Genomic DNA, 11,865 nt, shown 5'->3' with positions numbered 1-11,865 from the left:
TCGCGGTGGGACCTTGATCGGCGTGTCGCCACGAAACGGGGCAAACCCCAGCTGATGCGGCACTAGCAGGAGGCGGACGTAGTTAGCAGCCGGGGACTTCCGGACCGCCGTAGAACGTCCGAGTGCTCGGGCGGTAGACGCCGTAGTTGTCGTAGAGCTGGCCCTCTGTCCAGCGACCGATCAACGGCTTGTCGCCGCTGTTGCCGAAGGGGATCCAGCCGGATGTGGAGCCGTCCGGGTACAGGAAGAGGAAGGCCGCTTTGCTCGGGCGGTAGATCCCGAACTCTTCCCGGTCGTTTCCGCACCAATCACCCACGAGCGGGATGTCACCGCTCTGGCCGAACTGGAATGGATCCTCTGTGTGCTCGAAATACCACATGCCGGTGGATGGCCGGAACACTCCGATGTCGTCGCGGTAGTCACCGTCCCAGTCGCCGACGATGGGAACATCGCCCGGATTGCCGAAGAAGACCGGGTTGCGAGAGTGCTGGAAATAGAACGTCTGGTTGCTCGGCCGGTAGACTCCCCAAGAGTCGGTGAGATACAGGTCGGCGTCCCAGTCGCCGACGATAGGAATGTCGCCGGCGTTGCCCATTGGGTAGGGTGTGGTGGTCGCGCCGTCGGCGTCGCGGGCGTAGAATGTCTGGTTGCTCGGACGGTAGACGCCCACTTCGTCGGCAAAGTCCGCATAATCGAAGTTGCCGACCAGCGGCTTATCGCCGTTGTTGCCATATGTGAAGGGAAAGGTAGTGTCGCTGGCGTGGGCCGGGCCCGCGCTGCTGACTACCGTGGCGACAGTAACGGCGAGTGTTGCAATTGTCCATCGCCGAAGTCGATGACGCAGTTTCATAAGACCCCTATCGAGTTGTAGGCGGTGGTCTGAAACGTTATGGAATAATCGCCATCGAATGGTCTCACGCTCTAGCGAAGAGTACAAGGATTCCGGTCATAAGTAAGACGGCGGGATCCATAGACTATTAGTTATGAATGCAATTAATAGCGGTGCAGCATCTGAGAGCCGAGGCCACCCTCCGGATGTGGGAGCAGCGAGAGAACGCCCCCGCCCTCGATGGGCGTGGGCATCGTCGTATGTGCGGCCAGATCAGCGCGAGTCGGTGGTGAACCCCGCGGTGGTCGAGTCGCCGGTCCGGCTGGCCACGACCGAGGCGAGCGGATTCGCGACGGCGGCCAGGACAGCGGCCGACGCGACAGAGCCCCACGCGACGTCGAGCAGGCCGAGACCCTCGCCGCTGAGCAAGCCCAGGGCGGTCGCGGCGGCAGCCCGGACACCGCGCTCCGCGGCGTCCAGCCAGAAGAGGCCGTTGAGTAACCGCATGTTGATCTCCTTACTCAGTAGCGGTGAAGGATCGCCTTGAACAGCGACGCCGTCTCCATTCGGACCGCCCCTGCCGAGGGGTGCCGGATGGTGAGGCGGCCGCGGTTGGCCGCGGACAGCTTGAACTGACCCGTGACGTCCGCCTCGACACGACCAGCGGAGTCCGCGTACACGGTCCGGAGCTGCCCGTTCGGCCAGGCGATGTCCGCGAGCGACCCATCGGCCAGGTGGCGCGTCAGGCCGAGCTCGACCGCCTCGCCGGGCGCCAGACCAGCCAGCGCGACGTGCGCGGCGATATCCGCCCACACGTCCACGGACGGGGCGATGGACTGGCCGCCGGCCGGGTGCCAGCTCACGGTGTCGCACCACTCTGCGGTCCACCACGGCTGGTAGTTCTCGCCGACCGGGATGACGACCTCGTTGGACAGGCCGAGGGACACGATCTCGGGCATCTCTTCCTCCTTCGCGGGCTGCGGTGCAGGCGTTGGTGCCGTGGACGGGCGGGGCGGACTCAGGTGTACAGCGCGGGCCCGGGGCAGTCCGTCGCGTAGCCGTCGCGGTGGCCCTCGATCTCGCGACCGGCGCCGCCCTCGCGCCGCAGCCACGCGATCGCGTCGAGGATGCCGAGCAGCATGTCGTCGCTGGGTTCGACGAGCCCGGTGTTGCCGACCAGGCCGAGCACGGCGTAGTGGCCAGAGTTGCGCCCGGATCCGTTGGCTGTCCGGGGCAGCCGGCGAACGGCCGTCCAGTCAGGGCACGGCGTCGGCAATTCCCACACCGCGTCTCTCGCGGCCGGATGGTGGCTCGACACGCACCCGCCCGGAGAAGGATTCCTCGTCACCACGGCCCCGACGTACGCGCAGGTGCGGGCGATCCTGTGGCGGTACATCCGGCGCATCCAGTACGCCCGCAGGTCTTGCCAGGGCTGGGCGGTGAGGTCGCCGATGGTATCCCGGAGCCAACGGATCTCCGTACGGCTGGTGGCGGTGGCGATGGTGAGCAGTCCCTTGCGGAACGGATCGTCGAAGTCCGCGGCTCGCAGCGGTCGGTCCCTGTCCCAGAAGAAACTCGCCGGCTGGGTCAGGAACGTGAGCCTGCGCTGAAGGACCGCCGCCTGTTCGGCGGGGTCGCCGAGGTGGCGGAGAAACGCCAGCATGGTGAACCAGCGGTTCTCGTCGGTGATGAAGAGTTCGTCGGGTTCCCGTAGGCGGCGCAGGAGTTCGCTCCGGCCGTCCGGAGTCAGGATGAGGATGTGCCTCGGGGCCGCGACGGACCCCGGCCGCGTCTCGCGTTCGAGCAGGCCGGCTCGTTCCAGGCGCTTGATCGCCGGGTAGAGGGTGCCGTCGGCGATGGGTCGCACATGGCCGGTCAGGGCGGCGAGGCGGGTACGGAGCTCATAGCCGTGGAGCGCCTCCTCGTAGAGGAAGCCGAGGATAGCGAGTTCCAGCATGTCCGTCCTCATGGGAGGAGGGGTCGCCATCCTCCTCGCCGACCGGCACCCGCATCTGGTGGGACGGCTGGTCCTGGTCGACAGCCACCTCGACCACCACACACCCGATCCGACGACGTCCCCATGGAAGATGGTTGGCTACAGCGAGGAGGAATTCCTCGAGGAGGGCTGGGAACCCGTTCTGGAGTCGGCGGGGCCGCACTGGGCGGCGACGATGCGGCAGACCCTGTTGAACCTTCGGCTCCCCCGGACGGTGCTGTACCCGGCGGCCGACGGACCGCTTCCCGGCGCGGCCGAGCTTGCCGGCAACGGGGTCCGGACCGTACCGATCCCCGACTGCGGGCACAACATCATGATCGACAACGTCGACGGGTTCGCCACCGCCGTCGCGGCAGCGCTCGCCCGCTGACCAGCGAGGTCGAACGCAAGCCGCCCGCGTCCTCCAGTACATCGAAGAGCGGCGCCAGACAGGGCTCAAGGATCGGGTACGGCAGACTGTCGGGTATGTGCCCGTTTTGCCCTAGCCAACGTGTAGGAGTGTGAGCAGCCCATGGTCCATGAGCGCGCAGGACTGCCCGCGCGGCCGTCCGACCTCGTCGACGTCGCCCGTCTGGTGACGGCGTACTACACGCTGCATCCCGATCCCGAGCAGGTGGCGCAGCGGGTGTCCTTCGGGACCTCGGGACATCGCGGTTCGGCGCTGAACGCGGCATTCAACGAGGACCACATCCTCGCGACGAGCCAGGCGATCTGCGAGTTCAGGGCGAGCAAGGGCGTGGACGGGCCGCTGTTCCTCGGCGCCGACACGCACGCCCTGTCCGAGCCGGCCCGGGCGTCCGCGCTGGAGGTCTTCGCCGCCAACGGGGTCACCGTGCTGATCGACAGCAGGGACGGCTACACGCCGACCCCCGCCGTCTCGCACGCCATCCTGACCCACAACCGCGGCCGTACGACGGGTCTCGCGGACGGCGTCGTGGTGACCCCGTCGCACAACCCGCCGCCGGACGGCGGCTTCAAGTACAACCCGCCGAACGGGGGACCGGCGGACACCGACGCCACGTCGTGGATCCAGGACCGCGCCAACGCGCTGATCGCCGGAGGGCTGAAGGAGGTCAGGCGCGTGCCGTACGCGCGGGCGCTCGCGGCCGACACGACCGGCCGGTACGACTTCCTCGCGGCGTACGTGGACGACCTCGGATCGGTGCTCGACCTGGACGCGATCAGGAACGCGGGCGTCCGCATCGGCGCCGACCCGCTCGGTGGCGCGTCCGTCGCGTACTGGGGGGAGATCGCGGAGCGGCACCGGCTGGACCTGACCGTGGTGAACCCCCTCGTCGATCCGACCTGGCGGTTCATGACGCTCGACTGGGACGGGAAGATCCGGATGGACTGCTCCTCGCCGCACGCGATGGCGTCCCTGATCGCGGGGCGGGACGCGTACGACGTGTCCACCGGCAACGACGCCGACGCCGACCGGCACGGCATCGTCACCCCCGACGCCGGACTGCTGAACCCCAACCACTTCCTTGCCGCGGCGATCTCCTACCTGTTCGGCCACCGGCCCGGCTGGCGGGCGGAGGCCGGAATCGGCAAGACCCTGGTCAGCAGCAGCATGATCGACCGGGTCGCCGCCGATCTGAACCGCCGCCTCGTCGAGGTCCCGGTCGGGTTCAAGTGGTTCGTGCCCGGCCTGCTCGACGGGTCGCTCGGGTTCGGCGGCGAGGAGAGCGCGGGCGCGTCCTTCCTCCGCCGCGACGGGTCGGTGTGGACCACCGACAAGGACGGCATCATCATGGCCCTGCTCGCCGCGGAGATCATCGCCGTCACCGGGCGCTCGCCCAGCATGCTCTACGCCGACCTGATCGCCCGGTTCGGGAACCCGGCGTACGCGCGGGTGGACGCGCCCGCGACCCGCGAGGAGAAGGCGATCCTGTCCAGGTTGTCCGCCGACCAGGTCACCGCCGACACCCTTGCGGGAGAGTCGATCAACGAGGTGCTCACGACCGCGCCCGGCAACGGAGCGCCCATCGGCGGGCTCAAGGTCTGCACAACCAACGCGTGGTTCGCGGCCCGCCCCTCGGGCACCGAGGACGTGTACAAGATCTACGCCGAGTCGTTCCACGGACCCGAGCACCTCGCGCAGGTGCAGGATGAGGCCCGCGAACTGGTCAGCGCCGCTCTGCGAGCCTAGACCTTGCGGCGTGTTTCGTGACGCGGAGCCGCAGACCTCGGGCGGTTACGCGGTCGGTTCAGGCCGTGCCGGCGACGGAACGCAGTGAGGAGGACACGGCGGAACGCAGCTCGCGCAACCGGTGCGCGGGCAACTCCAGGGGAGTGACGTCGGCCGACCACGGAGCGACGGCGGCGACGATCGAGCGAGCCTGCTTCTTGGTCGGCCCGCCCGGCAGCCTGGTCAGCGCCTCACGCCAGGTGTTGGCCAGCTTGCCGTGGGCGTTGTCCAGGATCCGGCGCAGGATCACGTCGGTGGCGTCGTCCACGTCCCGTCCCTCGCCCGCGCCCTGGTCCTCGCTCCGGTCCTCGCTCCGGCCCTCGCCGGGACGGGGCCGCCGTACCGCGTCGAGGACGTGGCCGTGCGCGGTGACCTCGTAGACCGGTGAGAGCAGCTCGGACAGCGCCGCGAGGTCTCCCGGAGATCCACCCAGAAAGGCCCGTACGTGGTGTGCCCGGGCGGCGAGCAGCAGCCGGGGCAGCGCGCCTTCCAGCCCGGCCGGTACGGCTATCGCCACGCGTTCCGGCGCGGCGGCGTACGGCTTGGCCAGCCAGGTGGACAGTCGGGCCCGGGGGACCCGGGGGAGCACGTCCTTGGGCCATTCACCCACCAGGACCCCCGGAGCGAACTCCGCCGGCGCGTCCACGGTGCCCGCGGACGGTCCGGCCGCCAGAGGCTCCGCCCGCCCCGGCTCCACCGCCCGGGACTCCACCGCCTGGGGCCCCTGGGTGTAGATCGCGGTGGCGAAGCGCTCGGTGCGCGCGGCCACGGCGGGCCGGGTCTTGGTCGTCGGACGCAGGACGTACAGGTCGGCGGCCGAGCCGATGGCCTCCGCCCCGAAGTACTGATTGAAGTCTGGATACATCGCCTCATAGGCGAGATTGAGGTCGTGGAGCGCGTTCTGGACCTTCAGCGCGAGCATCGGCGTGCGCTCGCTCGCGCCGTACGCCAGGAGGATCCGGCCCTGCTCCACATCCCGCAGCCCCTCGCAGGCACGGGCGACGAACAGGCCGATGCCCTCGGGCGTGTACGGCGGATCGGTGATGGCGAGGTCGGCGTGGTCGTGGACCGAGGGCGGCAGGCCGAGACGCAGATCCGCCCAGCGGGTCCGCACGTCGAGGCCGAGACGCGCGGCCTGCTCGCCGATGTAGGCGAGGATGCGCTCGTCGATGTCGACCACGGTCACCTCGACGTCCGGGTGGAGCAGCGCGACCGCGAGCGAGGTCAGGTCGTGGTCGCCCACGCACAGCAGCCGCGCGCCCGGCAGCCAGAACCTCGCGCCGAGGAGCAACGCCCGGCGTACGACCGTTTCCGGCGTCGCCGCCACATGGTCCAGGACGTGCAGGCCGCGCGGCGCCCCCGCGATCAGCCGCTCCATCAGCTCGACCGACTCCGTGTGGTGGGGGAGCAGGTGGCCGACCGGGTCGGCGGGCAGGACCGGCGCCGTGACGGGCTCGTCCCCGAGCAGCTCACGGCAGGCGCGGGCCTCCTCCGGGACCGGCCGGAACCGCTCGCCGGACCGTTCGGTCGCGACCTCGCGAAGAAGCGCCTCGACACCCCGCCTGGAGGTGGCGGTGGCCCGGACGAGATCGGCCAGCGTCCACCAGCGGCCGTCGCACAGCAGGGTCAGGGCCAGCCGGAACCGCCGCGCGTCCACTCCGGAGAGCAACTCCCGCAACGCCTCCCGGCCGCCAAGATCCGTACGGTGGTCCCGGCCGTGGTCCTCACGGCGATCCGGACTCCGATCCGTGCCGTGATCCGTGCCGTGACCCGCGCCCTGGTATCTGCCCTGATCCACCTGGTCACCCTATCGACGGTGCCGACGGTCCCCGTCCGTGCCCATGCGCGCCACTCCCGGTGGGAGCAGCCAGGCAGACGATCTATCCTTGGCGCATGACGGACGTACTGGCAGGCCGGGGAGGCGCGCGGGCCATCGGGGCCGGGGCCGCGCAAATCCCGCGCGAACGGTCCGGCCCGGCCTCCCGGAGGACCGCCGTTCCCGGTTCCCAACCTGGGAGCCCAGGGGACGTATCACCTGTTCTGGGATGACCTCGCTTGTTACAGTGACGGCGGCGCGCGCGGGGGAGGGCCTGGTCAGCAGGCGACCGCGTTCGGCGACATATCGGAGGCACACAGTGACGCAGCGCCAGAATCGCCAGCCAGGGTTCATCCGTTCCGACCGGAGCCGGCGGCCGGAGCCCGCGTGACCCGAGCCCGCGTGACCCGAACGCAGCCCCTGATGGCGATGCTGCCCTTCGCGATGATGGGCATCATCGCCGCCGCCGACATCCTGGCCGGCTCCCAGTACGTCTTCCTCTCGCTCCTGGCCATCGGCCCGGCGTTCGCGAGCCTGGTGGGCGGCATTCGCCGTACCGTGTTGATCGGGCTCATCGCGCTGGTGCTCTCCCTGCTGCTCGCCCTCTACAACGACCTGCTGCGCGCCCCCGAGAGCGACCTGAGCCTCATCTCCATCAGCGGCGTGACCGCCGCCAGCATCCTGGCCACCGCCGGGCGGCAGCGGCGCGAGCGCGAGCTCGCCAACGTGCGATCCGTCGCCGAGGTCGCGCAACGCGTACTGCTGCGCCCGGTTCCCCGCAGGGCGGGACACCTGCGCGCGGCCGTCTCCTACACGTCGGCGGCGGCGGAGGCGCGCATAGGCGGCGACCTGTACGAGGTGGTCACCGGCCCGAGCGGCGTGCGAGTGATCGTCGGCGACGTCCAGGGCAAGGGCCTGGAGGCCGTGGAGACCGCGGCGCTGGTCCTCGGCGCGTTCCGGGAGGCCGCGCACGACGAGCCGGATCTCCTCGGGGTCAGCGCCCGCGTGGAGAAGGCGCTCAACCGGCGCCTGACGGGGGAGGACTTCGTCACCGCGATCCTGGCCGAGGCCCACCCCGACGGCACGTTGACCCTGCTCAACTATGGCCATCCGGCGCCGCTGATCATCCGGGCGGACGGTGGGACCGCCTTCGTCGAACCGGACACCTTCGCGCCGCCGCTCGGCCTCGCCGTACTGGAGGTGCCGGGGCCGACCCCGTCCCAGATCCCGTTCGGTACGGGCGACCAGGTCCTCCTCTACACCGACGGCGTCATCGAGGCACGGGACCGCGCGGGCCGGTTCTATCCGCTCGCCGACCGGGCCCACCTGCTGAAGGAGGACGACCCCGAGGTGGCGCTGGAGTCGCTCCGCGTCGACCTGGTCGCGCACGTGGACGCCCCGCTGCACGACGACGCGGCCATGCTCCTGCTCCGCTGCCGGAGGTTCTGACCCGATCGCCTGCCGCCGCGGCATCCCCGCCCCGGACACCCACTTCCTCCGGCGGGTGGCGGGTTGATAGGTTTCCGGGAGGTGAGCCGGGAAGTCTGGTCGGCGCTGACCTCACCGACCCCGGAGTGCCCCCGATGCGAGCTCGCGATCTCACCGCCGACTTCCCGACCGTCACCCTCGACACCCCGATGATCGAAGCGGCCCGGTTACTCGCGGACCAGGATCTCCCCGGCCTGATAGTGATCGACGAGCGAGGGCGGCCGCGCACGGTCCTGCCGGGAACGCAGGTGCTGCGGCTGGCCGTTCCGCGCTACTGCCAGGACGATCCGGCCCTCGCCCGTGTCGTGGACGAGGCGCACGCCGACGCGTTCCTGCGCGCGCTCGCCGGCCGTACCGTCCGGGAGTGCCTGCCGGAGGAGCCGCGCGAACTGCCGGTCACCGACCCGGACGCCACGGTGCTGGAGATCGCCGCGCTGATGGCGCGCACCCGCAGCCCGCTGGTCGCGGTCGTCAGCGGGGGCAGGCTGCTCGGAGCCGTCACGCTGCAGACCCTGCTGGACCGGGCCCTCGCCTCATGACGGTCACCGCCTGGCTGACGGTGGTGGCCTTCGTCTGCACGTACGCGCTGATCGCGACGGAGCGGATCCACCGGGTCGCGGCGGCGCTCGGCGGCGCGGGGATCATGCTGCTCATCCACGCCACCGGAGCACCGTCGGCGTTCTTCTCCGAGCACACGGGGATCGACTGGAACGTCATCTTCCTGCTCCTCGGCATGATGATCATCGTCGGAGTGCTGAAGCAGACGGGCGTCTTCGAGTACCTGGCGATCTGGGCGGCCAAGCGGGCGCGGGGCCGTCCGTTCCGGCTCATGGTGCTGCTGGTCGTGATCACCGCCTGCGCCTCCGCGCTGCTCGACAACGTGACGACGGTGCTGCTGATCGCCCCGGTCACGTTCCTCGTCTGCGAACGGCTCGCGCTGAACGTCGCGCCGTTCCTCATCGCCGAGGCGATGGCGTCCAACATCGGCGGCACGGCCACCCTGGTCGGAGATCCGCCCAACATCATCATCGCCAGCAGGGGCGGGCTGACGTTCAACGACTTCCTGGCCGATCTCGCCCCGCTCGTCGTGGTCCTGCTCCTGGCGTTCATCGGGCTGTGCCGGATCATGTTCAGGAACGCGTTCCGGTACGACCCCGACCGGGCGGCGGAGATCATGGCGCTGAACGAGCGTGAGGCGATCGCCGACCGCAGGCTGCTGTGGCAGAGCCTCGTCGTGCTCGCGCTGGTGATGGTCGCGTTCGTGCTGCATCCGGTGCTGCACTACGAGCCCTCCGTGGTGGCGCTCCTCGGGGCCGGGGTGCTGGTCGCCGCGACCCGGGTCACCACGGAGGAGGCGATCCGCGAGGTCGAGTGGCCCACGCTGGTGTTCTTCGCCGGGCTGTTCGTCATGGTGGGCGCGCTGGTCGAGACCGGTGTCATCGGGAAGATCTCCGAGGCGGCGGTCGGGGCCACCGAGGGCCGGCTCGGATTCGCCACGATGCTGCTGCTCTGGGCGTCGGCGGCACTGTCGGCGGTCGTGGACAACATCCCTTATGTGGCGACGATGAGCCCGATCGTGGCCGATCTCGTACAGGCGAACGGCGGCAACGGCCCGGCGCGGGCGCTGTGGTGGGCCCTGGCGCTCGGCGCCGACCTCGGCGGCAACGCCACCGCCGTCGGCGCCGCCGCGAACGTCGTCGTCCTCGGCATCGCCGCGCGCAACCGTACGCCGATCAGCTTCTGGCAGTTCACCAAATACGGACTGATCGTCACCCTCGTCACGGTCGCGATCTCCACGCCGTACCTGTGGTTCCGCTACCTGATGTGAGCGGCCGGACAACGCAGCGGACGATCTTCGCCGATTCATGGGAGCGGTTGGGGGACCGGCGGATCCTCATGGGACGATAACGACACTATGTCCGTCCTGACGCCTTTCCGACTCGCGCGTACCACGGCCTTCGCCGCGGTGTGCGTCGGGCTGGGCGTTCTGGCGCACCTGTTCGCCGGAGGAACGCTCTCCGGGCCCCGGGTCGTCGTAGGGCTGATCCTCGCGTTCGCCGCCGCGCTTCCGTGGACCGGCCGGGAACGCGGGCTGGCCGTGATCCTGCCGCTTCTCGGCGGCCTCCAGGTCGCAATGCACCTGCTGTTCTCCGTGAGCGTGTCCTCCGCCGGCGACGCGACGCCGTACGCCGAGGCCGGGGCGCACCTTCACTCCGGACTGGTGCCGGGCGTCGGCATGCTGGTCATGCACGGCTGGGCCGTCGGCCTGACGGCGTTGTGGCTGTCCCACGGCGAGGCCATGCTGTGGTCGCTGCTGCGGCGGCTCGCGGCCCGGCTGTGCCTCCTGCTGGACGTCCTGCCGGCCCCGGCTCTCACGCCGTTCCACGCCTCCCGGTCCACCGAGCCGGAGATCCTCCGCACCCGGTCGCTGCGGCACGCAGTGAGCCGCCGTGGCCCGCCCATGGGCGTCGCACTCACGTCACGCTGACTCACGCGCACAGGACCACCGCACACGACCACCGCACACGACCACCGCGCCGCTTCGCCGAGTCCGACAGCCGAGTCGGACAGCCGAGTCTCGATCGGCCATGTACGCGTACGCCGTAGTCACCGATCCTCGCCCGGTCCCCGGTGCCCCACTGATCGGAGCAGGTTCCGCGCCCACGTCGTGTAGCCCGTCAACGCGCGTCGCCGATCCCGTTCGCACGGCCGGTCCGCACGTTCGGCGACCGGCCGCGATCGCGCCACCTGGCGGATCGCTCTCCTGACAAGCTCACCATCCGGTACGGCGGAGCCGAGGCGCCCTCGGTACGCCCAGCCGGGCCGAAGAAAGGCAACAACGATGTTCCTTCGCCGCATCGCTCCCGCCGTGATCCTCGTCGCCATGGTCGGCGCCTGTGGTTCGCAGCCCGCCGCCCAGCCCGAGACCCGGGCCGCCGTCCAGCCCGACGCCGCCACCCCGGCCGCCACCCCGGCGGTCACCGCCGGATCCGCGATCTCCGTAACGGATCCCTGGGTGAAGGGCACCGAGTCGGGCATGACGGCGGCCTTCGGCACCCTGGTCAACAACGGTGACGCCGACGTGACCGTGGTCTCCGCGACGTCCCCGTTGTCGCCGGACGTCGAGCTGCACGAGGTCGTGGACTCCGGGGGGAAGATGGTCATGCGCGCGAAGGAGGGCGGCTTCGTGATCCCCGCCCACGGCACGCACCAGTTGGAGCCGGGTGGCGACCACATCATGCTGATGGGCGTCACGAAGCAGGTGAAGCCCGGTGACGAGATCACCTTCACGCTCACCTTCAAGGACGGCGGAACGCTCGACTTCACCGCCATCGGCAAGGAGTTCGCCGGCGGCAAGGAGAACTACCAGCCCGGTACGGATCACTCCGGCGGGCACTCGGAGAGCGCCGGCGGCACGAGCGAGGACCACGGCTGATCGACATGAGTGAACCCCGACTGAGCCGGCGGGGACTGCTCGCGGGAGGCGCCGCCACTGCGGTCGGCGCCCTCGCCGCGTGCGCGCCCGCCGGTTCCCCCTCCACCTC

12 protein-coding genes are annotated in these 11,865 nt (G+C 70.3%); 7 read left to right on the top strand and 5 right to left on the bottom strand.

The window, feature by feature from the left end:
- Positions 1-82: 82 nt before the first annotated feature.
- The 4 genes from IMZ11_RS40935 to IMZ11_RS40920 all read right to left on the bottom strand — a co-directional run bounded on the left by IMZ11_RS40935 (position 83) and on the right by IMZ11_RS40920 (position 2,786).
- Entirely contained in the window at positions 83-850 is a 768-nt protein-coding gene (locus tag IMZ11_RS40935) for a hypothetical protein (RefSeq protein ID WP_228648691.1), read from the bottom strand.
- 252 nt (positions 851-1,102) lie between these two features.
- Positions 1,103-1,336, bottom strand: a complete 234-nt coding sequence (locus tag IMZ11_RS40930; RefSeq protein ID WP_228648688.1) for a holin — start codon at positions 1,334-1,336, stop codon at positions 1,103-1,105.
- 14 nt (positions 1,337-1,350) lie between these two features.
- A complete protein-coding gene (locus tag IMZ11_RS40925; protein ID WP_228648686.1) occupies positions 1,351-1,788 on the bottom strand; it encodes a hypothetical protein in 438 nt (145 codons plus the stop codon).
- A gap of 59 nt (positions 1,789-1,847) precedes the next feature.
- The gene (locus IMZ11_RS40920; RefSeq protein ID WP_228648684.1) at positions 1,848-2,786 is read right to left on the bottom strand and encodes a helix-turn-helix transcriptional regulator; all 939 of its coding nucleotides are present in this window, start codon (positions 2,784-2,786) and stop codon (positions 1,848-1,850) included.
- Here IMZ11_RS40920 and IMZ11_RS40915 point away from each other — a divergent pair.
- Together IMZ11_RS40915 and pgm are read left to right on the top strand one after the other, a co-directional pair.
- Positions 2,785-3,195, top strand: a complete 411-nt coding sequence (locus IMZ11_RS40915) for an alpha/beta fold hydrolase (protein WP_228648682.1) — start codon at positions 2,785-2,787, stop codon at positions 3,193-3,195. The genes IMZ11_RS40920 and IMZ11_RS40915 overlap by 2 nt on opposite strands.
- A 141-nt stretch (positions 3,196-3,336) precedes the next feature.
- Positions 3,337-4,977: a phosphoglucomutase (alpha-D-glucose-1,6-bisphosphate-dependent) gene (pgm, locus tag IMZ11_RS40910; RefSeq protein ID WP_228648680.1), complete on the top strand. Its 1,641-nt coding sequence runs from the start codon at positions 3,337-3,339 to the stop codon at positions 4,975-4,977.
- A 58-nt stretch (positions 4,978-5,035) separates the two neighbouring features.
- On the opposite strand, the gene IMZ11_RS40905 is transcribed toward pgm, so the two are convergent.
- Positions 5,036-6,814, bottom strand: coding sequence for a bis-aminopropyl spermidine synthase family protein (locus IMZ11_RS40905; RefSeq protein ID WP_228648678.1), 1,779 nt, complete (start codon positions 6,812-6,814; stop codon positions 5,036-5,038).
- Positions 6,815-7,234: 420 nt separating this feature from the next.
- Between IMZ11_RS40905 and IMZ11_RS40900 the strand changes: the two genes are divergently transcribed.
- From IMZ11_RS40900 to IMZ11_RS40880, 5 genes are all read left to right on the top strand, one after another.
- On the top strand, positions 7,235-8,281 hold the full coding sequence (locus tag IMZ11_RS40900) for a PP2C family protein-serine/threonine phosphatase (protein WP_228648676.1): 1,047 nt from the start codon (positions 7,235-7,237) through the stop codon (positions 8,279-8,281).
- A 134-nt stretch (positions 8,282-8,415) separates the two neighbouring features.
- Positions 8,416-8,859, top strand: coding sequence for a CBS domain-containing protein (locus tag IMZ11_RS40895; protein WP_228648674.1), 444 nt, complete (start codon positions 8,416-8,418; stop codon positions 8,857-8,859).
- Positions 8,856-10,148 carry an ArsB/NhaD family transporter gene (locus IMZ11_RS40890; protein WP_228648672.1) on the top strand — a complete coding sequence of 431 codons (1,293 nt, stop codon included), beginning with the start codon at positions 8,856-8,858 and terminating at the stop codon, positions 10,146-10,148. Before IMZ11_RS40895 ends, IMZ11_RS40890 begins: the two co-directional genes overlap by 4 nt.
- An 87-nt stretch (positions 10,149-10,235) precedes the next feature.
- Entirely contained in the window at positions 10,236-10,808 is a 573-nt protein-coding gene (locus tag IMZ11_RS40885; protein WP_228648670.1) for an MFS transporter, read from the top strand.
- A 354-nt stretch (positions 10,809-11,162) separates the two neighbouring features.
- Positions 11,163-11,756: a copper chaperone PCu(A)C gene (locus tag IMZ11_RS40880; protein ID WP_228648667.1), complete on the top strand. Its 594-nt coding sequence runs from the start codon at positions 11,163-11,165 to the stop codon at positions 11,754-11,756.
- Positions 11,757-11,865 lie beyond the last annotated feature (109 nt).

Source organism: Microtetraspora sp. AC03309 (assembly GCF_020826795.1).
Taxonomy (GTDB): Bacteria; Actinomycetota; Actinomycetes; order Streptosporangiales; family Streptosporangiaceae; genus Microtetraspora; species Microtetraspora glauca.
This window is presented reverse-complemented; position numbering and strand designations above follow the sequence as displayed.